The sequence below is a fragment of the Rhodanobacter sp. GW835-FHT13D09 genome, assembly GCF_058793995.1.
The window spans coordinates 16502-41778 of the sequence record NZ_JBXAGL010000001.1 but is presented as its reverse complement, the minus strand read 5'-3'; the positions used below and the strand labels follow the sequence as shown (position 1 = coordinate 41778).

Genomic DNA, 25277 nt, shown 5'->3' with positions numbered 1-25277 from the left:
GCGGGAAGCGCGGCCGCCTGCGGCTTTTTGCAATGCTGCGTGCGAGTATTTTCAACGCCTTGCAGGGCAATCGCCCTGTTCGCGCGGGGCCTTATCGGCGATAATTGACCGGTTTCGGCGCCTGCGTATCCCCATGCGCACGCGCCGCCCGCAGCATCCCGTTCCAAGGAGTTACCCCCATGAGCAAGACGATTGCCGTGATCCCCGGCGATGGCATCGGCCCGGAGATCATGACTGCCACGCTGCGCGTGCTCGACGCGCTGGACTGCGGCCTTTCCTATGACTTCGTCGACGCCGGCATGGTCGCGCTGGAGAAGCACGGCGACCTGCTGCCCAAGGCCACGCTGGACAGGATCGCCGAGCACAAGGTGGCGCTGAAGGGCCCGCTGACCACGCCGATCGGCGGCGGCTTCACCTCGGTCAACGTGACCCTGCGCCGCCATTTCGACCTGTACGCGAACGTGCGCCCGGCGGTGAGCTTCCCCGGCACCAGGTCGCGCTACGAGAACATCGACATCATCACCGTGCGCGAGAACACCGAGGGCGCCTACCGCTCCGAGGGGCAGACCCTGTCCGAGGACGGCGAGGTCGCCGAGTCGGTCACGCGCAACACCCGCAAGGGCAGCAGCCGGATCGTGCGCTATGCGTTCGAGCTGGCGGTGAAGAAGGGCCGCAAGAAGGTCACCGCGGTGCACAAGGCGAACATCCTGAAGACCAGCTCGGGCCTGTTCCTCAACGTGGCGCGCGAGATCGCCAGGGAATATCCGCAGATCGAGTTCAACGAGATGATCGTGGACAACACCTGCATGCAACTGGTGATGAACCCGTACCAGTTCGACGTGATCGTCACCACCAACCTGTTCGGCGACATCCTCTCGGACCTGTGCGCCGGTCTGGTCGGCGGCCTCGGCCTGGCGCCGGGCGACAACATCGGCGAAGGCGCGGCGATCTTCGAGGCGGTGCATGGCTCCGCGCCGGACATCGCGGGCAAGGGCTTCGCCAACCCGTGCGCGCTGCTGCTGGCCGCGGCCGACATGCTCGACCACCTGGACATGGTGGCCAAGGGCGACCGGCTGCGCCAGGCGATCCGCGACACCATGACCAACGACCGCGACAGCGTGACGCCGGACCTCGGCGGCAAGGGCAGCACCGGCAGCTTCGCCGACGCGATCGTGAAGCGCCTCGCGGCCTGATCCGCGCAGCCGCTGCAGAAAAAAGCCGCGGGCATGCCCGCGGCTTTTTCATTGGGCTCGGGATGGAGCCAGTTGCGACGACGACGAACGCACACACGATTTCCCTAACATGCGCTGCCGCCGCGAAGCGTGGCTGCCTAGCGAAAGATCGGCCAGGGCGCCAGGAAGATCAGCCAGATCAGCAGCAGGATGCCCAGGTACTTGCCCGCCTTGTACAGCTTCCTGTGCCGGCTCTTGAACCTGGCCTTCCACGCGTGCGCGGCGCCCTTGCGGCGCTGGCTGAGCGCGTACAGGCGGTTGACGAAGCCGGTCTTCTCGGCCTCGCCTTCGGTGTTCGGTGAGGCGGTGATGCGACCCATGAACGCGCCGACGCGATGGTTGATCGCGCTCATCCAGCGCGTGCGCAGCGGGCGCTCCACGTCGGCGAACAGGATCACCCGGGTCTGGTCGGTCTTGTTCTCCACCCAGTGCACGTAGGTTTCGTCGAACACCACGTCCTTGCCGTCGCCCCAGGCGTGCTCTTCGCCGTCGACGAAGATGCGGCAGTCGCGCGAGTTCGGCGTGATCAGGCCCAGGTGGTAGCGCAGCGAGCCGGCGAACGGGTCGCGGTGCGGGTTGAGTCTGCTGTTCGGCGCCAGCGTGGCGAACATCGCCGCCTTGATGCTGGGGATGGATTTCAGGAGCGCCACCGTCTGCGGACACAGCGCCTCGGCCGAGGCCAGCGGCTCGCCGTACCACTTGAGATAAAAGCGCTTCCAGCCCTGCTTGAAGAAGCTGTTGAAGCTGGCGTCGTCGTTCTTCGCGGCGGCGCGGATGTGGCCCTCGTCGAACAGCGACAACGCCTCCGCGCGGATGGTCTGCCAGTTCGCCTGCAGCAGATCCAGTTGCGGGAAGCCGCGGCGGTCGAGGATCGGTCGGGCCGGCACCGCCGAGAACGCGTACATCAGCAGGTTGTACGGTGCGAACACCGCCGAGTGGTCGACCAGCTGGCGGTCGAAGCGCAGCCGCACGCGGCCGCGCAGGTGCACCAGCAGCACGCACAGCGCGAAGAAGGCGAACAGGGCCAGCAGGATGAGACGGGGGGCGAGGCTCATGGTCGGTGCGTGCAACCGTGGAATGACTGTCGGCCAGACATTCTACTCGCTTGGCCGCCGTCGCTATCGCGAGGCTGCCGCGGCCTTCACCTGATGTTCCCGGGTCAGCTCGACGTGGCGCTGCGGGCTGACCGGTTCGGACAAGGGCACGGCGACCGCGCCCTTGTGGCGCAGCGCGGCGATCATGTTGGCGGCGGGATAGCGGCCGGCGGCGAGGGCGGCCGAATCGAGCGCCTGCACGTGGTCGATCCAGGCGCGGTCCGCGGCCTGCTGCGGGTCGAAGTTGAAACCGATCCGCCGTTCGACGAACGGCATGATGGCGCCGCCGAAACTGAAGAACAGCTCGAAATCGAATTCCGCCAGCAGGCAGCCCACGATGTCCTGCGCGCGCACGCCCTCGTTCGAATACGCGGCGTGGTTGACCGGCCGGTAGCGCTCCGACATGGTGTTGAAATGGCGGTCGTGCCGTTGGCCAGGCGGCAGGGTCGTTCACGCTTGCTGCACCAGGCATTCCACGTCCGGCCACAGCTGGTGGCCGTTGCGGCCGACGATGTCGGAGCTGAGCAGCACGCCCCGCGCCGCGAGCGAGCGGCGCAGCGAGCGGCAGAACGTCTCCAGCTCGGTGACGTGGTGGAAGAACTGGTTGACGATGATCGCGTCCTGCCCGGGCAGGTCGAATGGCTGGTTGCAGTCGCGCACCTCGAACGTCATCGCCGCAGCAACGTCGCGCTCCTGCGCCATCGCCTCGGTGCGATGCAACAGGGCGCGGTTGAAGTCGAGGCAGATGATCCGTGCCGGGATGCCGTCGGCCTGCAACCGGGCGGCCAGCTCGATCTCCATGCCGCCGGCGCCGGCACCGGCGCTGAGCACGCGTACCGGCCGGCGCTCGTCGGCCGCACGACGGCGCACGTGGTCGAGAAAGAAGCCTTCCGGCGAACCGATGCCGAGCCGCTGCGCATCGGGCGCCAGGAAGCGTCCCGACCAGTAGTCGAAGATCGGCGGCAGCGTTGCGCCCTGGTACTGCGGGGTGGTGCTGAACGCGATGCTTTCGGCCAGGGCGAGCAGCCGGCGGCGAGCCGGCGCCGGCAGCGCGCGCGCCAGCAGCGCGATGGCGCGCTTGGCCGGCAGCCGGTGGCGGTAGGCAAAGTCTTTCAGCTGACGGGAAAGCATCGTCGGGGATGGCTCGGATGCCGGGACAGGCGGATGGCTCAGTGCCGCAGCACGTGGACGTCGCCGCCGCCGGGTCGGTAGCTGCGCCGCAAGGCGCGATCCACGTAGGCTACCGCACGACGTACGGCCGAGCGCGGCGGTCGGCCCTGCGCGAGTTCGGCGGCGATCGCCGCGGCCAGCGTGCAGCCGGTGCCGTGGCCCTCCAGCGGCAACCGTGGGTGGCGCAATTCCAGCACGCCGCGCGCGTCGTAGTAGCGGTCCACCACTTCGGCGCCATCGGCATGGCCGCCCTTGAGCAGCACGCCGGCAGCTCCGAGCCCGAGCAGGGCCGCGCCGGCGGCGTCGCACTCGGCCGGGGTCCTGATCGGGCGACCGAGCAGCGCCTCGGCCTCGGGCAGGTTCGGGGTGAGCACGTCGGCCAGCGGTATCAGTTCGCCGGCCAGGATGTCGACGGCCTGCTCGTCCAGCAGGCGGGCGCCGCTGGTGGCGATCATCACCGGGTCGACCACCAGCCAGGCCGGCTTGCGCGTGGCCATCTCGCGTGCCACCAGTCGCGTGATCGCGGCGCTGCCAAGCATGCCGGTCTTCACGGCGGCGACCGGAAAGTCGCCGAACACGGCAGCGAGCTGGCTGCGCACGTGGGCCAGCGGCACCGCGTGCACGGCGTTGACGCCGCGGGTGTTTTGCGAGGTGATCGCGGTGATCGCGGACAGCCCGTGCACGCCATGGGCGTGGAAGGTTTTCAGATCCGCCTGGATCCCCGCGCCACCGCCGGAGTCGGAGCCGGCGATGGTGAGGGCGCAGGGCACCGACGCCGCTCCGGCGCCTTTTTGCGTTCCGCTCAAAGCGCCTCCGCCGCGAAGTCCGCCAACCGCGAACGCTCGCCGCGGCGCAGGGTGATGTGCGCGGAGTGTTCCCAGTTCTTGAAGCGGTCGACCGCGTAGGTGAGGCCGGAGGTGGTCTCGGTGAGGTAGGGCGTGTCGATCTGCTCGACGTTGCCGAGGCAGACGATCTTGGTCCCGGGGCCGGCGCGGGTGATCAGCGTCTTCATCTGCTTCGGGGTGAGGTTCTGCGCCTCGTCGATGATCAGGTAGCGGCTCAGGAAGGTGCGCCCGCGCATGAAGTTGAGCGAGCGGATCTTGATGCGCGAGGCGAGCAGGTCGTTGGTGGCCTGGCGGCCCCAGCTGCCGCCGTCCTCGGGGTTGGCGAGCACTTCGAGGTTGTCGGTGAGCGCGCCCATCCACGGCGTCATCTTTTCCTCTTCGGTACCGGGCAGGAAGCCGATGTCCTCGCCCACCGAGACGGTGGCGCGGGTCATGATGATCTCGCGGTAGCGCTGCTGGTCCATCACCTGGGCCAGTCCGGCGGCCAGCGCCAGCAGGGTCTTGCCGGTGCCGGCGTTGCCGAGCAGGGTGACGAAGTCGATGTCCGGATCCATCAGCGCGTTGAGCGCGAAGTTCTGCTCGCGGTTGCGCGCGCCGATGCCCCACACGTGGTGGTTGGCGTGCGAGTGGTCGTCCAGCAGCACCAGCGTGGCGCTGGCCTCGTCCAGGTGCAGCACGCGCAGTTCGATCCCGTTCTCGCCGGGCAGGTACAGGCATTCGTTCGGGTACCAGGTTTCCTCCTCGCGCCGCTTCACCTCGTAGAACGTGCGGCCGCGCTCGGTCCACGAGCGCACCTCCGGATGCAGCTCCCAGAAATCCTCCGGCAACGCGGTCGAGCCGGTGTAGAGCAGGGAGAAATCGTCCAGCGCGCGGTCGTTCTCGTAATCCTCGGCGACCAGCCCGTTGATGCTGGCCTTGATCCTGAGGTTGATGTCCTTGGTGACCAGGATGACGTCACGGCCCGGGTTCTGGTCGCGCAGCTCGATCACCGCCGCCAGGATCTGGTTGTCCGCCTTGGCGTGGCCGTTGCTGCTGGTGCGATGCTGGAAATACAGCCGGCCGACCGAGGTGCCGCGCTTGAGCTTGACGCCCTGCGGGTTGCTCAGTTCCAGGCCGTCGGCGAGGTCGTGCTGCTTGCCGCGCTCGATCAGCTCGTTGAGGAAGCGGCTGGCCTGGCGGCCGTTGCGCGAGACTTCCGAGGCGCCCTTCTTCTTTTCGTCCAGTTCCTCCAGTACGGTCATCGGGATGAAGACGTCGTGTTCCTCGAAGCGGAACAGCGAGGTCGGGTCATGCAGCAGGACGTTGGTGTCGAGAGCGTAGATGCGCTTGCTTCCGGTCATGCGGAAGTGTCCTCGCTGTGGGGGTGGAGGGAACTGCCGGCGGCGGCCATGATGGTCAACCGGCGGGAATGGCGTCGAGCACAGCCTGGGCGTGGCCGGGTACCTTCACGCCGCGCCATTCGCGCGCCAGCTTGCCGTCGGGGTCGATCAGGAAGGTGCTGCGCACGATGCCCAGGTGGCGCTTGCCGTACAGCACCTTCTCGTGGATCACGTCGAAAGCGCGGCACCAGGTTTCGTCGGGATCGGATACCAGCGGGAACGGCAGTTCCTGCTTGGCGGCGAAGTTGGCATGCGATTTCTGCGAGTCGCGCGAGACGCCGACGATCTGCGCGTGGCGCTTGCGGAAGGCGGGGTAGAGATCGCGGAAATCCTTCGCCTCGCTGGTGCAGCCGGGAGTGCTGTCCTTCGGGTAGAAATACACCACGATCCACTGGCCCCCGAGGCTGGCGAGTTCGAGTTCGCCGCCGTCGCCGGTGGTGCCCGTCAGCCGGGGCAGTTTCTTGCCGATATCAGGCATGGAGAGTCCTGCACGGCCATGCCGTGCCGCGATGGAAGATGGAAAGGGAGGTGGAGCGGGGTGGTCCGGGCCGGTGAGGCGGCGAGGCGCCTTGATGCGCCTGTGGCGATCGGCATGAATCGACGCGCTGATTGCAATGCACCGTCCCTCCGGGGATCCACGGCGACAGACTAGCGCGGGCGAGGCGGCGCAGGACAGTCCTTGCCAGGAAAGCGCGATCGCGCGATGCTCGGGAGACTGCTGCGCTCGGAACTTGTGAAGAAAAACCACATCCTGTGGTTTTCTTCCGTCGCGAGTCCGGCACATGTGTGCATGCCATCCATGGCATGCCCCCTGCAGGCCGGCCTGCGGCTGTTCAAATCCGTTCCTGACGGATTTGTCCGGACTCGCTCACGCGGATCAGGCACTTGCGTGCCTGATCCGCGTCCGGCCATCGGGCAACCGTTCCTTGCGTTGCCTCAACTCGGGCATCGGGCAACTGCTCCTGCGTGGCCTCCACTCGGGCATCCATGCCCTCGCCATGGCCGGGCTTCGAGGTTGAATAGTCACAACCTCTCAGAACTTGACCGGATCCATGATCGCGTCGAGGTTCAGGCCGTCGCACAGTTCCAGGAAGTCGTCGCGCAGCGCGGCGATGTGGATCTCCGCCGGGATGCCGATGGTGAACTGGGCCTGGAACATGTCCGCCCCGGTCTGCATCGCCTGGTAGCGGGTGGAGTTCAGCTGCTCCACGCTGATGCCGTGCTGGCTGAAGAATTCCACGATGCGCGCCACGATGCCCGGCCGGTCGGCGGCGACCACTTCCACCAGGTAGGGCAGCAGGTGCGAACTGTTCGCGCGCGGGCCGGTGCGGTAATGCACCAGCCGCAGGCTCTCGTCCCGGGCCAGCTTGGTCAGCGCGGTTTCCAGCTTGGCCAGCGCGTCCCAGGCGCCGCTGGCCAGCAGCATCAGCGAGGTTTCCGTGCCGATCGTGGACACGCGCGATTCGTAGAGGTTGCAGCCGGCGTCGGCGATCCGCTTGGCCAGCGCCAGCAGTGGCGACTTGCCTGCCGTGGTGAGCGCCTGGATCAGCAACTGGTTGTCGCTGCCCGAACGCGGAGGGACGGTGGAGGATTTCAAGAGGGTAGGCCTGTGGACGATGGTCGTCCGCACGATGCGGAACCGTGAGACTACACCGGTCGAGCTTACTTGCCCGCCTCGCGAGGCGGCAAGTAATATGCGGGGCTTGCCTTGTAGCGGAATCGAATCTTGAACATTCGCGGAAGTATCTGCGCGCTGGCCACCCCATTCGCAGCCGACGGAGCACTCGACCTGGCCGCGTTCCGCCGACTACTCGACCATCAGCTGGCCGGCGGCACGCAGGCGTTGGTGGTGGCCGGCTCCACCGGCGAAGCGCACATGCTGGAGCATGACGAATTCGACCGGTTGCTGGTGTTCGCGCTCGAGCATGTGGCTGGACGGGTGCCGGTGATCGCCGGTACCGGCGAAGCGGGCACCGCCAAGACGGTCGCGCTGACCCGCCGCGCGCAGGCGCTGGGTGCCGACGCGGCGCTGGTGGTGACGCCGTACTACGTGCGCCCCACCCAGGAAGGGCTGCGCCGCCATTTCCTCGAGGTGGCCGAGCACGGCGGCCTGCCGGTGCTGATCTACAACGTGCCGACTCGCACCGGCTGCGACCTGCTGCCGGAAACCGTGGCCGGCCTGCGCGACCATCCGGCGATCGCGGGAGTCAAGGAAGCGCGCGCCGATCGCGAGCGGATTTCGGCGCTGGCGGAACTTGTGCGCGAGGATTTCGTCTATCTGTCCGGCGACGACGGCAGCGCCGGCGAGGCGATGCTGGCCGGGGCGGCCGGCACCATCTCGGTGGTGGCGAATCTGGTGCCACGGGCGTTCCGCGCCCTGTGCGACGCGGCGACCGGTGGCGATCGGGCGTCGACGGCGCGCTGCCAGGACGCGCTCGAGCCGCTGCTGCAGGCATTGAACTGCGCCCCGAACCCGATCGCGATCAAGGCGGGCCTGCCTGCGCTGGGATTGGGACTGGCCCTGCCGAGGTTGCCGCTGGTGGAGCTGAACGACGGTCCGGAACGCGCCCGATTGCACCAAGCGCTGTCCAGTCTGGCATCCTAGGCGACTGCGGCCGGCTGACGGTTGCCTGCCTTACTCACGGAATCTGACTACATGAAGAAAAGCTCGCTCCTCGTGGCCCTGCCGGCCCTGGCCCTCAGTGGCCTGCTGCTTTCCGGCTGCGGTGCGTTCCGCTCGCACAAAGCCTGGAACACCGCCGTGCAGGAATCGCCGCTGGAGATCCCGCCGGGGCTTGACCGGCCATCGACCACGGAGGCGCTGTCGATTCCGCCGCCGGGTGCGAACGTGCCGACCGCCAACGGCGCCACGGCACGCGTGAGCTCGGCCGGCGGCCAGATCTCCGACGGCTTCGTGCTGGCCGACAATGTCGACAACGCCTATCGCCGGGTCGGCCAGGCGCTGGAGGGCGGCAGTTTGGGGCAGCTGGTCGGTCACGACGATGCCGCGCACAGCTACACGCTGAATGTTTCCGATGCGGTGGCACAGCAGAAGAAGAAAGGTTTCTTCGGCCGCATGTTCGGTCGCGACAAGGGTGATGCCGCGTCGGCGCCGGGGGCTGGCTCGCACGAGGTGGTGGTCAGTGTCGACAGCAGCGGCGAGAAAGCCAGCGAAGTGCGCGCCGAAGGCAATGCCGCGGCGGTGGCCAAGGTGATCGATACGTTGAAGTCGCGCCTGGGCGGCTGATCCCCGCGCCCGGCACCACGAAAAACGCCGCCCCGGAGGGCGGCGTTTTTGCTTGCGGGGCAAGCTCAGCGCTGCAGCAGCTTGAGCTTGTCCGGCCGGCCTTCCCAATCCTTGGCGTCGGGCAGCGCGTCCTTGCGTTCGGTGATCACCGGCCAGCTCTTGGCCAGCTCGGCGTTCAGCGCCACGAACTCCTCCTGGCCGGCCGGCACGTCGTCCTCGGGGTAGATCGCATTGATCGGGCATTCCGGCTCGCACAGCGTGCAGTCGATGCACTCGTCCGGATCGATCGCCAGGAAGTTCGGACCCTCATGGAAGGCGTCGACCGGACAGACCTCGACGCAGTCGGTGTACTTGCACTTGATGCAATTGTCGATGACAACAAAGGTCATGAATTGGCCTGCTCTTCTCTCTCATGAGGAGTGCGGCTATGGATGGCCGCTTCTGATCCGCGCCAGACGCAGGAGAGGTGTCGGCTGGTAGCCACCTCACCGATCGCGGCGATCACGGATGATCGCACAGGCGATGAAGAGTGCGGCCATGGATGGCCGCTTTTGATCCGACCGGCGACCTGATGCCTCGGATCGCCAAGACCCTTCACGGCAGGGGCAATCATGGAAGATTGCACAAGCAACTGGCGCTCCCTACGAGGTTCGAACTCGTGTTCCCGCCTTGAGAGGGCGGTGTCCTAGGCCGCTAGACGAAGGGAGCGTTATGTCGCGAGGCGCGCTAGTATAGCGGAATTGTTTCGTCCGGCAATGCTTGGCATGCACCGGCATGCGCCGCCGGGAAACACGTCCTGCCGGCGTCAGCGCTCTCGTGCCCCGGGACGATTCGCGGCGTTGCGCACCGCGATATATTGCAACCGAAGGGGCAGCCGCCCTGCCAGGATCCCGACCGCTTGAATTCCGAATCAAGGACCGACTCCACGCTGGCGCTGCGGATCATTCCGCGCGACCAGCACATCATTTCGCGCAAGAACATCAGCAAGGCCGCGCTGCGTGTGCTGTACCGCCTGAACGAAGCCGGCTACGCGGCCTACCTGGTCGGCGGCGCGGTGCGCGACCTGCTTTTGGGGCTGCGGCCGAAGGACTTCGACGTGGCCACCGACGCCACCCCGGACGAGGTGAAGAAGCTGTTCCGCAACTGCCGCCTGATCGGTCGCCGTTTCCGGCTGGCGCACGTGGTGTTCGGTCCGGAGATCATCGAGGTGGCCACCTTCCGCGGCACCGGCGAGGAAGGCGGCGAGGGCGATCGCCACATCGTCGACGGCCGCATCGTGCGCGACAACATCTGGGGCACCATCGAGGAGGACGCGGTGCGCCGCGACTTCCGCGTCAACGCGATGTACTACGACATCAGCGATTTCTCGGTACGCGACTACGTCGGCGGCATGCGCGACCTCGAAGACCGCGTGCTGCGCCTGATCGGCGATCCCGATACCCGCTACCACGAGGATCCGGTGCGGATGCTGCGCGCCGCGCGGCTGGCGGCCAAGCTCGGCATGAGCATCGACGCCGCCGCGATGGCGCCGTTCGAGACGCTGGGGCCGCTGCTGGCCGACGCCGCGCCGGCGCGGCTGTTCGACGAATCGCTGAAGATGTTCCTTGCCGGCAACGGCCTGAAGAGTTTTCGCATGCTGGAGCGGAGCGGCCTGCTGAAATTCCTGTTCCCGGCCACCGCGCGCGCCCTCCGGCGTGGCGACGAGGCCCTGCGCTCGCTGATCGAGCAGGGCCTGGCGAACACCGATGCGCGGATCGTCGAGGGCAAGTCGGTGACTCCGGCGTTTCTGTTCGCGGTGCTGCTGTGGGGCGAGGTGCGCGACGTCGCGCACCAGCTGATCGCACGCGGCATCGAAGGCAACGAGGCATGGTCGCGCGCCGCCGCGCAGGTGGTCGGCGAGCAGTGCCAGCGCGTGGCGATCCCGCGCCGGTTCACCTTCACCATGGAAGAAATCTGGTCGCTGCAGCCGCGCTTCGAGCAGGTCCAGCGCAAGCGGGTGTTCCGCCTGATGGCGCATCCGCGTTTCCGTGCCGCGTTCGACTTCCTGCTGCTGCGCGCGGACGAGTCGCCGGCGCTGCGCGAGCTGGGGCAGTGGTGGGCGCATGCGCAGCAGCTGCCGCCGGAGGTGCTGGCGGCGGCACTGCCGGCCGGCGGCGGGGCCATCGAACACCTTGCCGCGGCACCGGCGGTGGCCAAGCCGCCGCGCCCCCGCCGGCGGCGCCGCCGGTCGGGCAACAAATCGGGATCCGCGTGACCCTGGCCTACGTCGCCCTGGGCAGCAACCTCGGCAACCCGCGGCAGCAATTGCTCGATGCGCTGGACGAGCTGGCAGGGTTGCCGCTAACCCGCCTGCTGCAGCGTTCGCCGCTGTACAGCACGCCGCCGTGGGGCGTGCTGCAGCAGCCGCCGTTCATCAATGCGGCGGCGGAGCTGGATACCGCGTTGTCGCCGCATGCCCTGCTGGATGCCCTGCTGGCGATCGAACAGCGCGCCGGCCGCGTGCGCGCCGAGCGCAACGGGCCGCGCACGCTGGACCTGGACCTGCTGCACGTCGATGGCGTGCAACTGCACGACGCGCGGCTGACCCTGCCGCACCCGCGCATGGCCGAACGCGCGTTCGTGCTGTTGCCGCTGCGCGATATTGCGCCCACGCTGCGTCTGCCCGGGCAGGGCGTGGTGGCCGAGCTGCTGTCGCGGCTCGACCAGGCCGGCTGCGAACGGGTGGCTTGAGCCCTCACGCTGCCGCGCCGGATAATCCGCGTTCTCCCCCCACTTTCAGGAATTGCCGTGTACGTGCAGAACGCCAGTGCCCCCGAGCGCAAGCCCGTGACCGTACCCGGCCTGCGTGCGATGAAGGCGCAGGGACAGCGCATCGTGATGCTCACCGCCTACGACGCCAGTTTCGCCTGGCAGCTGGAGGCGGCTGGCGTCGACATCGCGCTGGTCGGCGACTCGCTCGGCATGGTGGTGCAGGGGCACCACAGCACGCTGCCGGTGACGCTGGAGCACATGGTCTACCACACCGCTGCGGTGGCGCGCGGGCTGTCGGCCACCTTGCTGGTGACCGACCTGCCGTTCATGGCCGACCGCGACGTGGCGCACGCGCTGGAAGCGGGCGCGCGGCTGGTTGGCGAGGCCGGCGCGGCGATGGTGAAGATCGAGGGCGCCGCGCCGCACATCCTGGAGGCGACCGCTGCGCTCACCGCGCGCGCAATCCCGGTCTGCGCGCACCTGGGCCTCACCCCGCAGTCGGTGCACAAGTTCGGCGGTTTCAGGATCCAGGGCCGCGAGCAGGCGGCGGCCGACCGCGTGCTGGCCGAGGCGCTGGCGGTGCAGGCGGCCGGGGCGGATCTGCTGGTGTTGGAGGGCGTGCCGGTCGAGCTGGGCCAGCGGGTGACCGCGGCGCTGACGATCCCGGTGATCGGCATCGGCGCCGGTCCGCATTGCGACGGCCAGGTGCTGGTGATCCACGACATGCTCGGCATCACCCCAGGCAAGCGGCCGAAGTTCAGCAAGGATTTCCTGGCCGGGCGCGATTCTGTCGCCGCGGCGATCGCCGCGTATGCCGAAGACGTGCGCAGCGGCGCGTTTCCGGCCCCCGAGCACTGCTTCAACTGACCAGCGAGCCCGCCGCATGCAGACCGTACAAGATGCCCCCTCCCTGCGCGCCGCGATCCGCGGCTGGCGCGAGAAGGGCCAGACGGTGGGCTTCGTGCCGACCATGGGCAACCTGCACGCCGGCCACCAGTCGCTGATCAGGCTGGCGCGGGCGCGCACCGAGCGGGTGGTGGCGAGCGTGTTCGTCAACCCCACCCAGTTCGGCCCGAACGAGGACTACGACCGCTATCCGCGCACCCTGGTGCAGGACCAGGCGGCGCTGGCCGAGCAGGATTGCGACCTGCTGTTCGCGCCGGACGTGGTCACGATGTATCCGTTCGGCCCCGAACACAGCGTCAGCGTGCGCGTGCCGCAGATCACCGACACGCTGGAGGGCGCGCATCGCCCGGGCCACTTCGACGGCATGGCCACGGTGGTGTGCAAGCTGTTCAACCTGGTGCAGCCGGACGTGGCGGTGTTCGGCCAGAAGGATTTCCAGCAGCTCAAGGTGGTCGAGCGCATGGTGCGCGACCTGGGGTTGCCGGTGAAGGTGGTGGCGGCGCCGATCCTGCGCGCCGACGACGGCCTGGCGCTGAGCTCGCGCAACCAGTACCTGGGCGCCGAGGAGCGCGCGCGTGCGCCGCTGATCCACGACACCCTGCAGAAGATGCGCGAACTGCTGGCGCAGGGCCACCCGTGGCAGGCGGTCGAGCAGACCGCTGCCGCGCGCCTGGCGCGGGCGGGCTTCGTGCCCGATTACGTGGTGATTCGCCGCGCGGAGGACCTGGCCGAGCCGGCCGATGGCGAGCGTGAAGGGCTGGTGGCACTGGTTGCGGCCCGTCTGGGCAACACCCGGCTGATCGACAACTTGCGCTTCGACTGAACCGGCCGCATATCGGGCTCGTGCCGCCTGATGTTGCAGCGCAGCGTCAACGGTTCGATAATCGCCGACTTTACAGGCTGTACCTGCCGGAAAGTAACGCCATGCACCTGAACATGCTCAAGGCCAAGATCCACCGCGCCACGGTGACCCACGCCGAGCTGCACTACGAGGGCTCGATCGCGATCGACGGTCTGCTGCTGGATGCCTCGGGCATCCGCGAGTACGAGCAGATCCACGCCTGGAACGTCAACAGCGGCCAGCGCTTCGTCACCTACGCGCTGCGCGCCGAGGAAGGTTCCGGCATCATCTCGGTCAACGGCAGCGCCGCACGCAGCGCGCAGGCGGGCGACATCGTCATCATCGCCGCGTTTGCGCAGCTGAGCGAGGCGGAGCTGGAGCAGTACCAGCCCACCTGCGTCTACATCGCGCCAGGCCCGGGCAACCGCATCAGCCACACCAACCACTCCATCCCGAAGCAGATGGCCGCGGCCTGAGTTTTCAATGGCGCTGTTTCGCCAGCGCCCACGCCACATGCTCGCGCACGACCGCCGAAGGGTGGCCGGCGCGCGCGTTGAGCGCCTCGATCGTGGCTGCTGACTTCGGCGCATTGCCCAGCGCCACCGCGATGTTACGCAGCCAGCCTTCGTAGCCGGTGCGGCGGATCGCCATGCCTTCGGTGCGCCTGAGGAACTCGTCCTCGCTCCACGCAAACAGCTCGACCAGCTTCGCGCCGTCGAGACTGTGCCGCGGCGCGAAGTCCGGCTCGGCGGTGGCCTGCGCGAACTTGTTCCACGGGCATACCAGCTGGCAGTCGTCGCAGCCGAAGATGCGGTTGCCCATCGGCGTGCGCAACTCTTCCGGGATGCTGCCCTTCAGCTCAATCGTGAGGTACGAGATGCAGCGCTTTGCGTCGAGCCGGTAGGGACCGAGGATCGCCTGGGTCGGGCATACCTCGATGCAGCGCGTGCAGCTGCCGCAGTGCGCGCTGGCTGGTTCGTCCAGCGGCAGCGGCAGGTCGGTGTACAGCTCGCCGAGGAAGAAGTACGAGCCGGCGTGGCGGTTGATCAGCACGGTGTGCTTGCCGATCCAGCCCAGCCCTGCGTTGCGCGCCAGCGCCTTCTCCAGCACCGGCGCGGAGTCCACGTAGGCGCGATAGCCGAAGTCGCCGACCACGCCGTGGATGCGCTCCGCCAGCTTCTGCAGGCGGCCGCGCATCAGCTTGTGGTAGTCGCGCCCCAGCGCGTAGCGCGACACGTAGCCGGCCTCGGCGTCGCCGAGCACCGCCCAGGCGTTCGCGGTACCGGGCGGGATGTAGTCCATGCGCACCGAGATCACCCGCCGCGTGCCTGGCTCCAGCTCGGCCGGGCGGGTGCGCCGGGTGCCGTGGCGGGCCATGTATTCCATCTCGCCGTGGTGGCCGTGCTCGAGCCAGCGCAGCAGGTGTTGCTCGTCCTCGCCCAGTTCGGTGCCGCTGATGCCGGCCTCGGCGAAACCCAGCTCGATCGCCCAGCGCTTGATGTCGCGGGCGAGGGTGACGTAGTCGGGAGGGTGGATCTCGGTGCTGGACATCTGCCTATTGTAGGCGTGGCGCATGCCTATAATCCGCGCATGCCAGTCCACCCGTACAGCCGCAATCTCCATACCGTCGGGCAGTTGCGCGCGATGGAGCGCGCCGCGCTGGCGGCGCTGGGCATTTCCGGTCCCGAGCTGATGCGCCGCGCCGCCCTTGCCGCCCTGAACAGCCTGCGCCGGCGCTGGCCGCAAGTGCGGCAGATCTGCATCCACTGCGGCCCCGGCAACAATGGCGGCGACGGCTTCCTGCTTGGCGTGCTGGCACGCGAGGCGGGGCTGCAGGTCGAGCTGGTGGCGTTGACCGGCGCCTCGCATGGCGACGCCGCGGCGGCGCGCGCCGCGTGGGAGGCGGGCGGTGGCCGGATCCGGCGGTGGGATGCGCAGGGTCGCTTGCCCGAGGCGGAACTGCACGTGGACGCGCTGTACGGCATTGGCCTCAACCGTGCACCCGAACCGGCGGTGGCGCAGCTGATCGAGGCGATCAGCGGCTGCGACCGTCCGGTGCTGGCGCTGGACGTGCCGAGCGGGCTGGATACGGACAGCGGCAGCTGTCCTGGCGCGGCGATCCGCGCGGATGCCACCGTCACCTTCATCGCCGGCAAGCGCGGGCTGTACACCGGCCGCGCGGTGGACCAGGCCGGTGCGGTCGAGCTGGCCACGCTGGGCGTGCCGGACAGCGTCTACGCCGGCGTGTCGCCCGATGCGCAACTGCTGGCCGCCGAGGCCTTGCCGCCGCGCCATCGTCATGCGAACAAGGGCAATTACGGCCATGTGCTGGTGATCGGCGGTGACCACGGCATGGCCGGTGCGGTGCGCCTGGCCGGTGAGTCGGCGCTGCGCGCCGGCGCCGGCCTGGTCAGCGTGGCGACCCGGGCCGGACACGTGTCGGCATTGAATGCCGCGAGGCCGGAGTTGATGGCGCACGGCATCGACGGGCCGCAGGCGCTGGCGTCGCTGCTCGAACGGGCCAGCGTGCTGGCGCTGGGGCCGGGCCTGGGGCAGGCCGCCTGGGGCCATGCGCTGTGGCTCACCGCGCTGGAGGCGGACAAGCCGCTGGTGCTCGACGCCGACGGCCTGAACCTGCTTGCCCGCGAGCCGCGCCGGTTCGACGCACCGGCCGTGCTGACGCCGCATCCGGGCGAGGCAGCGCGGCTGCTCGGGGTGGCCACCGCCGCCGTGGAGCAGGATCGTTTCGCCGCAGCGCGCGAGCTGGCGCGCAGGCATGGTGCGGTCGTCGTGCTGAAAGGCGCCGGCAGCCTGGTCGCCGATCCGGATGGACGTCTGGACGTCTGTCCATGGGGCAACCCCGGCATGGCCTCGGGTGGCATGGGCGATCTGCTCACCGGCATCGTGGCCGCCTTGCTGGCGCAGGGTTGCAGTGCATGGCAGGCGGCCTGCCTCGGCGTGGGCCTGCACGCGCGTGCTGGCGATTGCGCCGCGCGGCAGGGCGAGCGGGGCCTGCTGGCCGGTGACCTGCTGGTTCCGTTGCGGGCGCTGGGCAACGGCATGGCAGAAAGCGGGTTCGGGCATGACTGAGCAAGCCGACGGATCGTGGCCGCTGCCCGATGAGGCCGCCACCGCCGCGCTGGCCACGCGCCTGGCGCAGGCGCTGGACGACGGGCTGGTGCTCTACCTGCACGGTCCGCTGGGCGCCGGCAAGACCAGTTTCGCCCGCGCCCTGCTGACGGCCATGGAGGTGGGCGAGCGGGTCAAGAGCCCGACCTACAGCCTGATCGAGGGCTATGCGACGCGTGACCGGCCGGCCTGGCACCTGGACCTGTACCGGATCGCCGATCCCGCCGAACTGGAGTGGCTGGGGCTGGACGCGCTGGCCGACCCGGCCGCGCTGGTGCTGGTGGAGTGGCCCGAGCGCGGCGCGGGCGCGTTGCCGGCGGCGGATCTCGAACTGCACCTCGACTACGCCGGCACGGGTCGGCAGGCCGCCTGGCGGGCCTTCACCGGCCGTGGCGAACGCTTGCTGACGCGCCTCGCCAAGTGCTGATTTTCCCTGGAGATTGCCGGCCCGGTGCCGCTGCCAAGGAACTGCCGGGAGGATACGGCCGGCGGCCATAACTTGACGTGACCTGACAAATAGCCTGCAGGTCTTGGATATTCAAGGGAAAACCCTCTTGCATTCCATGCATGGCTGCGTTTCAATGCGGCCCATGAGCGGTTACCTGAACAACTGGGGTAGGGTTGTCGTCGTCGCGATCATGGCGGCCCTGCCGCTGTGCGCGGTGCGTGCCGCCGACGTGAAAGGGGCCCGGGTCTGGGCCGGCCCCGAGTACACCCGCGTGGTAATCGACGCCACTGGCCCGCTTCGCTACACGATCGAGCGGAAAGATGGCCAGGTGGTGATCGATCTGCCCGGCAGCCGCGCCGCCGCCGATTTTTCCAACCCGGCTGCGCACGGCCTGTTTCGTGGCATCAGCCACAGCCGCGTCGACGACAGCCTGCAGCTGATCGCGCAGGTCGCCCCGGCCAGCAAGCTGAAAAGCTTCGTGCTGAAGCCGGCCAGTGGTTCGGACTACCGGCTGGTGCTGGATCTGTACCCCGGCAACGACGGTGCCACGGCTGCTGTTGCGGAAGCCGCGCCCAAGGCTGCCGACAGGGCCGCTCCACCGGCGCCTGCAGCCGTTGCTGCACCGCCTGCGGCGCCGGTTGCGCAATACAGCAACCCGACGCACAGCCGCCGGGTGGCGGCCGAGCAGGCGGCAGCGATGCTCAACGGCCAGCGCCAGGTGGTGGTGGCGATCGATGCCGGCCATGGCGGCAAGGACCAGGGCGCGCACGGCCCCGGCGGCACCCTCGAAAAGAACGTCACGCTGTCGGTGGCCCGCAACCTGGCGGCGGAGATCAATCGCCAGCCCGGCATGAAGGCGGTGCTGACCCGCGACAGCGATTTCTTCATTCCGCTGAAACGGCGCTACCAGATCGCCCGCGAGCACAACGCCGACCTGTTCGTCTCGATCCACGCCGACTCCTTCGTCAACGACGACGCCCGCGGCTCGTCGGTCTGGGTACTGTCGCCGCGCGGCAAGACCAGCGAGGCCGCGCGCTGGCTGGCCGACCGCGAGAACCGCGCCGACCTGATCGGCGGCACCACGCTGGACGACAAGGACGACAGCCTGGCCAAGGTGCTGCTGGACCTGCAGCAGGGCTGGGCGATGCAGGCCAGCGACATGGTCGCCGGCAACGTGCTGAAGGCGCTGGGCCAGCTGGGGCCGACCCACCGCGGCTATGTCGAGCGCGCCAACTTCGTGGTGCTGCGCTCGCCCGACGTCCCGTCGATCCTGGTCGAGACCGCGTTCATCAGCAATCCGGCCGAGGAGCGCAGGCTGCGCGATCCGACGCATCAGAAGAAGCTGGCCGAAGCGGTGATGGACGGCGTGAAGAACTACTTCGAATCCACCCCGCCGCCGGGTACCTGGTTTGCCGCCGAGGCTGCCCGTCGCAGCGGCGTCCGGCTGGCATCCCGCGACGATGCGGGTGCTGCGGAGGATGTCGCGCTGCGCGCCGGGCCGCCCGCGCGCGACGTGCACAAGGTCGGCCGCGGCGAAAGCCTGGGCAGCATCGCGCGGCAGTATGGCGTCAGCATCAGCGCGCTGAAGAGTGCGAACCAGATCAACAGCAACACGGTCCGTGCCGGCACCACGCTGACCATCCCGGCCGGCTGACCGCCGCCCGCGGCATGGCCAGCGTTCGCTGCTAAAGTTGGCGGATGGCAGTCATCCGTGCGCTTTCCCCCGAACTCGTCAACCAGATCGCCGCCGGCGAAGTCATCGACCGGCCATCTTCGGTGGTCAAGGAACTGGTCGAGAACAGCCTCGACGCCGGCGCCACGCGCATCGAGGTGGAGATCGAGGCCGGCGGGGCACGGCTGATCCGCGTGCGCGACGACGGCGGCGGCATCCACGCCGACGAGCTGCCGCTGGCGGTGGCTGCGCACGCCACCAGCAAGATCGGCAGCTTCGACGACCTGGAGCACGTCGCCAGCATGGGTTTTCGCGGCGAGGCGCTGGCCTCGATGTCGTCGGTGTCGCGTTTCGCCCTCACTTCGCGCGTGCGCGGCGATGACGGCGCGTTCCGCATCGAGGTCGATGGCGGCCGGCTGCATGCGGCGCGTCCGGCGCAGCATCCGCCAGGCAGCAGCGTCGAGGTGCGCGACCTGTTCTACAACGTGCCGGCGCGCAAGAAGTTCATGCGCGCCGAGCGCACCGAGTTCGCACACATCGACGACCTGCTGAAGTCGCTGGCGCTGGCGCGCAGTTCGGTGGAGTTCCGGCTCGGCCACAACGGCAAGCCGGTGCGCGTCTGGAAGGCGGCGCGGGACGAGCAGGCGCAGTTGCAGCGGGTGGCCGAGGTGCTCGGCGAGGATTTCCCGGCGCAGAGCCTGCGCATCGACCACGTTTCGGCCGGGCTGCACCTGTCCGGCTGGGTCGGCCTGCCGACGGCGTCGCGGGCGCAGGCCGACGCGCAGTACTTCTATGTCAACGGCCGGCTGGTGCGCGACCGCATCGTCGCGCACGCGGTGCGCCAGGCGTACGCCGACGTGCTGTTCCATGGCCGTCATCCGGCCTTCGTGCTGTACCTGGAACTCGGCCCGGCCGGCGTCGACGTGAACGTGCACCCGGCCAAGCACGAAGTGCGCTTCCGCGAGCAGCGGCTGGTGCACGACTTCCTGTTCCGCACCCTGCACGAAGCGCTGGCGCAGACGCGGGCGGGGCTGGGTGCGCCGCCGGCGGTGGAAGCTTCGCCGGCGGTGGGGCATGCGTACGCGCCGTCCGCTCCGGCGGCGTGGCCCGGCCAGTTCAGCCAGAGCCGGCTCAGCCTGGGCACGCGTGAAAGTCCGATGGCCGAGTACGCGGCATTGCTTGGCGCGCCGTCGTCCGTCGCCATCGCGTCCGCGCCGATGCCTGCCGCGGAGGAGGGCGAGGCGCCGCCGCTGGGTTACGCCATCGCGCAGCTCAAGAGCATCTACGTGCTGGCCGAGAATGCGCACGGCCTGGTGCTGGTGGACATGCACGCGGCGCACGAGCGGATCACCTACGAGAAGCTGAAGTCCGGCCGCGCCTGCAGCAACCTGCGCTCGCAGATGCTGCTGGTGCCGCTCTCGATCGCGGTCAGCGCGAAGGAAGCGGCTGCCGCCGAGGAACACGCCGAGGCGCTGGCCGAATGGGGCCTGGAACTGTCGCGCAGCGGTCCGGCGACGATCGTGGTGCGGCGCATTCCGGCGCTGCTGGAGGGCGCCGACGTCAGCCAGCTCAGCCGCGACGTGCTGTCCGAGCTGGCCCAGCACGGCAGCTCGCGCCGTCTGCAGGAGCTGGAGAACGAACTGCTCTCCACCATGGCCTGCCATGGTTCCGTGCGCGCGGGGCGCCGCCTGACGCTTCCCGAAATGAATGCGCTGCTGCGCGAGATGGAAGCGACCGAGCGTTCCGGACAATGCAATCATGGTCGTCCGACCTGGGTCCAGCTGAGCGTGGTCGAGCTCGACCGGTTGTTCATGCGCGGGCGCTGACGCATTTCGCGAAAACCGCTCCGCCGGAGATACAGATGATACGTACCAGCCTGTTTGTTGCCGCCGCCATCCTGGGAGTCGCTACCGTGCAAGCCGCCAACATCGACAACTACAAGCAAGGCATCGAGCAGTGGCGCGCCGGCCGGGTCGAGCGGCTCACCGCGGCAGACGGCTGGCTCAGCCTGATCGGTCTGGAGTGGCTGCGGCAGGGTACCAACCGCATCGGCAGCGCGGCCGACAACGACATCGTGCTGAGCGCCGGCCCTGCGCACCTGGGCGTGGTCACGCTCGCCGCGGATGGCAGCCTGCATATCGCGTTGAACAAGGACAGCGGCGCGACGATCGACGGCAGGGCCATCGCCGGAGCGCCGCTGCTGGACGATGCGCACGTCCCCGCCGATGCCGCTCCGACCAGGGTGGCGTTCGGCAGCGCGAGCTTCTACGTGATCGACCGCGATGGCCGCAAGGGGCTGCGAGTGAAGGACACGGAAGCGCCTTCGCGCAGGCATTTCGCCGGCATCGACGCCTTCCCGATCGACCCGTCGTGGCGGATCGAGGCGACCTGGGTGCCCGCGCCGCCGGGCGAGACGCTGGAGATGGGCACGGTGATCGGCACCGTCGACAAGTATCCGGTGCCGGGCAAGCTGGAATTCAGCCGTGACGGCAAGCGCTTCGAGATCCTGCCGGTGATCGAGGTGCCGGGCGATGCGCAGTACTTCGTCGTGTTCGCCGATCGCACCAGCGGCAAGGAAACCTACGGTGCCGCGCGCTTCCTGTACGTCGATCCGCCGCAGCACGGCAAGGTGGTGCTGGACTTCAACAAGGCCTACAACCCGCCGTGCGCATTCACCCCGTTCGCCACCTGCCCGCTGGCGCCGCCGGAAAACCGGTTGGATCTGCGCGTCACCGCCGGCGAGAAGAACTACCGTGGTTCGCATCATTGAGTGGTGCGCACTCGCCGCGCTGGGCCTGCTGGCCGCGTTTTGCGCTGCGGCCGCCGCACCGGAGGATTACACCGGCGCGGTGGGGCAGGCGCGCATCGAGCGTGTCGAGTAGCTGAAGCAGGCGGATGGCTATCTAGAGTGGGCAGCGCCGCCGAAGGGTGGCAAGGTGCTGCTGGACTTCAACCTTGCGCAGAACCCGCCGTGCGCGATCACCCCGCACGTGGTGTGCCCGCTGGCGCCGCCGGAAAATCGCCTGAAATTGCCGGTGACCGCGGACGCGAAAATTCGACGAAACCATGAAGTAGGGCGGGCACTGCCCGCCTGCTCTTGCCCCTGACGGGACGGCGGGCCGTGCCCGCCCTACGTTGCTCTCCCCCTTCAACGCCCCGTGAACTGCGCCTTGCGCTTTTCCAGGAACGCGCCGGTGCCCTCGCGCATGTCCTCGGTGGCGAACGCCAGCGCGAAGCCCTGGGTCTCCAACTCCAGTCCCTGGTCGATGGAGGCCTCGCCGCCCTGCAGTACCGCGTCGAGAATGCCGGCGGCGGCCAGCGGCGCGGCCGCGGCGAGCTGGTCGGCCAGCGCGTTCACCGCCTCATCCAGCGCATCGGGCGCGACCACGCGGTTGACGATGCCCAGCTCGTACGCCCGCGGCGCACCGATCGGCGTGCCGGTCAGGCACAGCTCCAGCGCGGCGCTGCGGCCTGCCAGGCGCAGCAGGCGCTGCGTGCCGCCAAAGCCGGGGATCAGGCCAAGGTTGATTTCCGGCTGGCCGAACTTCGCCTTCTCGCTGGCCACGCGCAGGTGGCACGCCATCGCCAGCTCCATGCCGCCGCCCAGCGCGAAGCCCTGGATGCGCGCAATCACCGGTTTGCCCAGCCGCTCGATCGAGCTCATCAGGCGCTGGCCGGTACGCGAGAAGCCCTGCGCCTGCACCGGCGTGTAGCCGTTCATCTCGGCGATGTCGGCGCCGGCCACGAAGGCCTTCTCGCCTGCGCCGGTCAGCACCACCACGCGCACGGCGTCGTCCTGTGCGGCCTGCGCGAAGGCGAGAGTCAGCTCGTTGAGGGTGTCGCGGTTGAGCGCGTTGAGCTTGTCGGGGCGGTTGACGACGATCGTGCGCACCGCGCCGCGATTGCCGATTTCCAGGTTGCGATAGGCCATGAACGGCTCCCGATGGATGAGAAACCGCGATGGTAGCAGCGGGAACCTTTGTTGCCGCCCGGTTTCTCAAGCCGAGACGCCGTCGCTGCACGAAACCGGCGAACCGCTTAGGATGGCCCCGCGGGATCGAGACGGTCGCGATAGGGAAGGCATTGGTGGAGAAAGGCATGACACATCTGCGTTGCGGGCTGTTCGGCATGTTGCTGGTGCTGTGCGGCGCGGCGCATGCGCAGAGCGGCGCCAAGGCGGCAGTCGCGCCACCGAAGCCCGACAAGGCCAAGCTGTCCTACGCGATCGGCTACCAGATCGGCAGCCAGTTCGCCAACGGCCGGCCGGAGGTGGACATCCCCGTGCTGGTGCGGGCGATCCAGGACGCCTACGCCAAGCGCCATCCCAGCGTGCCGATGCAGGAGATGCACCAGCAGCTGCAGCGCCTCGACCAGCAGATGCACGCCGAGGCGCTGGCCGAGTTCAAGCGGATCGCCGCCGCCAACGCGCGCAAGAGCGCCGAGTACATGGCGCGCAACCGCGGGCAGCCGGGCGTGGTGCAGCTGCCCTCGGGCATCCAGTACGCGGTGCTGAGCAGGGGCGACGGCGCGGTCAGCCCGACGGTCACCAGCGAGGTCACCGTGAACTACCGCGGCATGCTGGTCGACGGCACCGAATTCGACAGCACCTGGGCGCATGGCGCACCGGTCACCTTCAGCGTCGACAAGGTGATCCGCGGCTGGCAGGACGTGATTCCGCGCATGCACGTGGGCGACCGCTGGAAGGTGGTGATCCCGCCGCAGCTGGCCTACGGCGAAACCGGCGCGCTGCCGCGGATCGGGCCGAACGAGGCGCTGGTGTTCGAGATCGAACTGCTTGCGATCAAGTCCGCGCCCGGCCAGCCGTAGGTTGCCCCGGTGGTAGCATGGCGGGGCATGCCGAACGCCCCTGATCATCCCCCAATCATCCTGCCATTGACGCCCTGCATCGGCATCTGCCGACTGGATGCGGACGGCTACTGTGTCGGCTGTCGCCGCACCGGCGAGGAAATCGGCCGTTGGCGCGGAATGAGCGACGCCGAGCGGCTGCGCATGATGCGCGACGTGCTGCCGCTGCGGCCGTCGCCATGATCGACGAACTGGTGACCGCGCTGCGGCCGTTGTCGGCGCCGCCGAGCGGGCCCGGCTGGAACCACGCCGAGATGACGGAACTTCTCGGCGACAGCCGGCGCCTGCCGGCCGCGGTGCTGGTGGGTTTTCGCGAAGGCGTGCAGCCGCGGCTGGTGCTTACCGTGCGCACCAACCACCTGCAGGCGCATGCCGGCCAGGTGGCCTTTCCCGGCGGGCGCAGCGAACCGGACGACGACGACGCGCTGGCCACCGCGCTGCGCGAGAGCGAGGAGGAGGTCGGCCTCGACCGCACGCTGGTGACGCCGCTGGGTTACCTCGACCGCTTCGAGACGATCAGTGGCTACTGCATCACGCCGGTGGTGGCACGGATCGCCGCCGGGGCCCGGTTGTATCCGGCGCCGGACGAGGTGGCCGAAGTATTCGAGGTGCCGCTGGCATTCCTGCTGGAGCCGGCGAACCTGCGTCGTTACACGATGGAGTTTCGCGGCCATCGCCGGTCGATGGTGGAATTCGTCCACGGTGGTCACCGCATCTGGGGCGCCACCGCCGCCATGCTGCACAACCTGCTGGAGAGGATGGGACGGACATGACGCTGAAGACCACCCTGATCGACGTCGCCGCGCTGGCCGCGTTGCCGGCGGACGAAGTGCTGATCGTCGATTGCCGCGTCGACCTGGTCGATCGCACGCAGGGCGAGCGCAGCTACCTGGCCGGGCATATTCCCGGCGCCGTGCATGCCGACCTCGAGCGGGATCTTTCCGACATGTCGCGCGTACCCGAAGGATTGGGGCGCCATCCGCTGCCGGCAGCAGAAGCGTTCAGCGCCGTACTCGGCCGCTGGGGCTGGACGCCGCGGCAGCAGGTGGTCTGCTACGACACCGGCCCGGGCGCGCTGGCGGCGGCGCGGCTGTGGTGGCTGCTGCGGCTGGCCGGCGTGCGCGCGGTGGCGGTGCTCGACGGTGGCTACGCCGCGTGGCAGGTCGCCGGGCGGACGCTGGAAACCACGGTGCCGGTGCGCACGCCCACACAGGTGATGCTGCCCTACGACGCGCGGCAGCTGATCGTCGACCACGCCGCGCTGCATGCCGCGCCGCTGCTGCTGCTCGATGCCCGCGCCGCCGCGCGCTATCGCGGCGAGGTCGAACCGCTGGACCGCGCCGCCGGCCACGTGCCGGGCGCGCGCAACCGGTCCTACCTCGACAACCTGCTCGCCGACGGCCGCTTCAAGCCGCCGGCGCAGTTGCGCGAGGAGTTCGCCGCGGTGCTCGGCGACGCACCGCCGGACCAGGTCGTGCACATGTGTGGCTCCGGCGTCACCGCCTGCTACAACCTGCTGGCGATGGAACACGCCGGCTTGCACGGCTCGCGTCTGTACGCGCCGTCGTGGAGCGGCTGGGTCAGCGACCCGGCGCGGCCGGTGGCCAAAGGCGAGGAGTGAGTGGAGAGGAGTGGGAAGTGAGATAAAGCATCGGCTCCCGCTCTCTTTTCCCACTCCTCTCCACTCACTTCTCGCC

At 69.0% G+C, this 25277-nt stretch carries 26 protein-coding genes, 1 tRNA gene and 2 pseudogenes; 18 read left to right on the top strand and 11 right to left on the bottom strand.

Translation table 11 applies throughout. The features are described 5' to 3' along the window. Positions 1–179: 179 nt before the first annotated feature. A complete protein-coding gene (locus AC1Q5A_RS00215; protein WP_492697060.1) occupies positions 180–1193 on the top strand; it encodes an isocitrate dehydrogenase in 1014 nt (337 codons plus the stop codon). A gap of 137 nt (positions 1194–1330) precedes the next feature. Here AC1Q5A_RS00215 and AC1Q5A_RS00210 read toward each other — a convergent pair whose 3' ends face one another. The 7 genes from AC1Q5A_RS00210 to AC1Q5A_RS00180 all read right to left on the bottom strand — a co-directional run bounded on the left by AC1Q5A_RS00210 (position 1331) and on the right by AC1Q5A_RS00180 (position 7272). Then, positions 1331–2287, bottom strand: a complete 957-nt coding sequence (locus AC1Q5A_RS00210) for an aspartyl/asparaginyl beta-hydroxylase domain-containing protein (protein ID WP_492697058.1) — start codon at positions 2285–2287, stop codon at positions 1331–1333. Positions 2288–2350: 63 nt separating this feature from the next. After that, positions 2351–2731: a hypothetical protein gene (locus tag AC1Q5A_RS00205; RefSeq protein ID WP_492697056.1), complete on the bottom strand. Its 381-nt coding sequence runs from the start codon at positions 2729–2731 to the stop codon at positions 2351–2353. Positions 2732–2776: 45 nt separating this feature from the next. Next, positions 2777–3457: a class I SAM-dependent methyltransferase gene (locus tag AC1Q5A_RS00200; protein ID WP_492697055.1), complete on the bottom strand. Its 681-nt coding sequence runs from the start codon at positions 3455–3457 to the stop codon at positions 2777–2779. Positions 3458–3495: 38 nt separating this feature from the next. Then, the gene (gene thiD / locus AC1Q5A_RS00195; protein ID WP_492697052.1) at positions 3496–4266 is read right to left on the bottom strand and encodes a bifunctional hydroxymethylpyrimidine kinase/phosphomethylpyrimidine kinase; all 771 of its coding nucleotides are present in this window, start codon (positions 4264–4266) and stop codon (positions 3496–3498) included. 32 nt (positions 4267–4298) lie between these two features. Continuing rightward, positions 4299–5681, bottom strand: coding sequence for a PhoH family protein (locus tag AC1Q5A_RS00190; protein ID WP_492697049.1), 1383 nt, complete (start codon positions 5679–5681; stop codon positions 4299–4301). Positions 5682–5736: 55 nt separating this feature from the next. Then, positions 5737–6198: a peroxiredoxin gene (locus tag AC1Q5A_RS00185; RefSeq protein ID WP_492697047.1), complete on the bottom strand. Its 462-nt coding sequence runs from the start codon at positions 6196–6198 to the stop codon at positions 5737–5739. Positions 6199–6753: 555 nt separating this feature from the next. Then, positions 6754–7272: a glycine cleavage system transcriptional repressor gene (locus AC1Q5A_RS00180; RefSeq protein WP_114345471.1), complete on the bottom strand. Its 519-nt coding sequence runs from the start codon at positions 7270–7272 to the stop codon at positions 6754–6756. A gap of 174 nt (positions 7273–7446) precedes the next feature. Between AC1Q5A_RS00180 and dapA the strand changes: the two genes are divergently transcribed. Together dapA and AC1Q5A_RS00170 are read left to right on the top strand one after the other, a co-directional pair. After that, on the top strand, positions 7447–8325 hold the full coding sequence (gene dapA / locus AC1Q5A_RS00175; protein ID WP_492697042.1) for a 4-hydroxy-tetrahydrodipicolinate synthase: 879 nt from the start codon (positions 7447–7449) through the stop codon (positions 8323–8325). A 51-nt stretch (positions 8326–8376) separates the two neighbouring features. Further along, positions 8377–8967, top strand: a complete 591-nt coding sequence (locus AC1Q5A_RS00170; protein WP_492697037.1) for a hypothetical protein — start codon at positions 8377–8379, stop codon at positions 8965–8967. Positions 8968–9032: 65 nt separating this feature from the next. Here AC1Q5A_RS00170 and fdxA read toward each other — a convergent pair whose 3' ends face one another. Further along, entirely contained in the window at positions 9033–9356 is a 324-nt protein-coding gene (gene fdxA / locus AC1Q5A_RS00165) for a ferredoxin FdxA (protein ID WP_114345291.1), read from the bottom strand. Between the two features lie 243 nt (positions 9357–9599). Further along, positions 9600–9675: transfer RNA gene (locus AC1Q5A_RS00160), tRNA-Glu, on the bottom strand. A 190-nt stretch (positions 9676–9865) separates the two neighbouring features. On the opposite strand from AC1Q5A_RS00160, the gene pcnB reads away from it, so the two are divergent. The 5 genes from pcnB (at position 9866) to panD (ending at position 13941) form a co-directional block, all read left to right on the top strand. Next, positions 9866–11221 carry a polynucleotide adenylyltransferase PcnB gene (pcnB, locus tag AC1Q5A_RS00155; RefSeq protein WP_492697033.1) on the top strand — a complete coding sequence of 452 codons (1356 nt, stop codon included), beginning with the start codon at positions 9866–9868 and terminating at the stop codon, positions 11219–11221. Continuing rightward, a complete protein-coding gene (gene folK, locus AC1Q5A_RS00150; protein ID WP_492697032.1) occupies positions 11218–11697 on the top strand; it encodes a 2-amino-4-hydroxy-6-hydroxymethyldihydropteridine diphosphokinase in 480 nt (159 codons plus the stop codon). Before pcnB ends, folK begins: the two co-directional genes overlap by 4 nt. A gap of 57 nt (positions 11698–11754) precedes the next feature. Continuing rightward, a complete protein-coding gene (gene panB, locus AC1Q5A_RS00145) occupies positions 11755–12585 on the top strand; it encodes a 3-methyl-2-oxobutanoate hydroxymethyltransferase (RefSeq protein WP_492697030.1) in 831 nt (276 codons plus the stop codon). Positions 12586–12601: 16 nt separating this feature from the next. After that, positions 12602–13447 carry a pantoate--beta-alanine ligase gene (gene panC / locus AC1Q5A_RS00140; protein ID WP_492697028.1) on the top strand — a complete coding sequence of 282 codons (846 nt, stop codon included), beginning with the start codon at positions 12602–12604 and terminating at the stop codon, positions 13445–13447. A 101-nt stretch (positions 13448–13548) separates the two neighbouring features. Beyond that, the gene (panD, locus tag AC1Q5A_RS00135; protein ID WP_114345303.1) at positions 13549–13941 is read left to right on the top strand and encodes an aspartate 1-decarboxylase; all 393 of its coding nucleotides are present in this window, start codon (positions 13549–13551) and stop codon (positions 13939–13941) included. 4 nt (positions 13942–13945) lie between these two features. Here the strand turns inward: panD and queG are convergent, their stop codons facing one another. Then, positions 13946–15040, bottom strand: a complete 1095-nt coding sequence (queG, locus tag AC1Q5A_RS00130) for a tRNA epoxyqueuosine(34) reductase QueG (RefSeq protein ID WP_492697026.1) — start codon at positions 15038–15040, stop codon at positions 13946–13948. A 15-nt stretch (positions 15041–15055) separates the two neighbouring features. Here queG and AC1Q5A_RS00125 point away from each other — a divergent pair, with 15 nt between their 5' ends. From AC1Q5A_RS00125 to AC1Q5A_RS00095, 7 genes and pseudogenes are all read left to right on the top strand, one after another. Continuing rightward, entirely contained in the window at positions 15056–16555 is a 1500-nt protein-coding gene (locus AC1Q5A_RS00125) for an NAD(P)H-hydrate dehydratase (RefSeq protein WP_492697024.1), read from the top strand. Continuing rightward, on the top strand, positions 16548–17021 hold the full coding sequence (gene tsaE / locus AC1Q5A_RS00120; protein WP_492697022.1) for a tRNA (adenosine(37)-N6)-threonylcarbamoyltransferase complex ATPase subunit type 1 TsaE: 474 nt from the start codon (positions 16548–16550) through the stop codon (positions 17019–17021). Before AC1Q5A_RS00125 ends, tsaE begins: the two co-directional genes overlap by 8 nt. 163 nt (positions 17022–17184) lie before the next feature. Continuing rightward, on the top strand, positions 17185–18696 hold the full coding sequence (locus AC1Q5A_RS00115; RefSeq protein WP_492697020.1) for an N-acetylmuramoyl-L-alanine amidase: 1512 nt from the start codon (positions 17185–17187) through the stop codon (positions 18694–18696). 44 nt (positions 18697–18740) lie between these two features. After that, positions 18741–20540, top strand: a complete 1800-nt coding sequence (gene mutL / locus AC1Q5A_RS00110; RefSeq protein WP_492697018.1) for a DNA mismatch repair endonuclease MutL — start codon at positions 18741–18743, stop codon at positions 20538–20540. Between the two features lie 35 nt (positions 20541–20575). Then, positions 20576–21484: a DUF1684 domain-containing protein gene (locus AC1Q5A_RS00105; protein ID WP_492697016.1), complete on the top strand. Its 909-nt coding sequence runs from the start codon at positions 20576–20578 to the stop codon at positions 21482–21484. Next, positions 21468–21596, top strand: a complete 129-nt coding sequence (locus AC1Q5A_RS00100; RefSeq protein ID WP_492697014.1) for a hypothetical protein — start codon at positions 21468–21470, stop codon at positions 21594–21596. The genes AC1Q5A_RS00105 and AC1Q5A_RS00100 overlap by 17 nt, the downstream gene beginning before the upstream one ends. A 27-nt stretch (positions 21597–21623) precedes the next feature. After that, positions 21624–21821: pseudogene (locus AC1Q5A_RS00095) on the top strand (DUF1684 domain-containing protein); the annotation flags it as partial. Between the two features lie 41 nt (positions 21822–21862). Here the strand turns inward: AC1Q5A_RS00095 and AC1Q5A_RS00090 are convergent. Further along, positions 21863–22645 carry an enoyl-CoA hydratase/isomerase family protein gene (locus tag AC1Q5A_RS00090; protein WP_492697013.1) on the bottom strand — a complete coding sequence of 261 codons (783 nt, stop codon included), beginning with the start codon at positions 22643–22645 and terminating at the stop codon, positions 21863–21865. A gap of 167 nt (positions 22646–22812) precedes the next feature. Between AC1Q5A_RS00090 and bamJ the strand changes: the two genes are divergently transcribed. The 3 genes and pseudogenes from bamJ (at position 22813) to AC1Q5A_RS00075 (ending at position 25201) form a co-directional block, all read left to right on the top strand. Continuing rightward, positions 22813–23541 carry a BamJ family beta-barrel-assembly machinery protein gene (gene bamJ / locus AC1Q5A_RS00085; protein ID WP_492697011.1) on the top strand — a complete coding sequence of 243 codons (729 nt, stop codon included), beginning with the start codon at positions 22813–22815 and terminating at the stop codon, positions 23539–23541. A 27-nt stretch (positions 23542–23568) separates the two neighbouring features. Continuing rightward, positions 23569–24353, top strand: a pseudogene (locus AC1Q5A_RS00080) (NUDIX hydrolase). After that, positions 24350–25201, top strand: a complete 852-nt coding sequence (locus tag AC1Q5A_RS00075) for a sulfurtransferase (protein WP_492697009.1) — start codon at positions 24350–24352, stop codon at positions 25199–25201. The pseudogene AC1Q5A_RS00080 and the gene AC1Q5A_RS00075 overlap by 4 nt, the downstream one beginning before the upstream one ends. Positions 25202–25277: the final 76 nt, after the last annotated feature.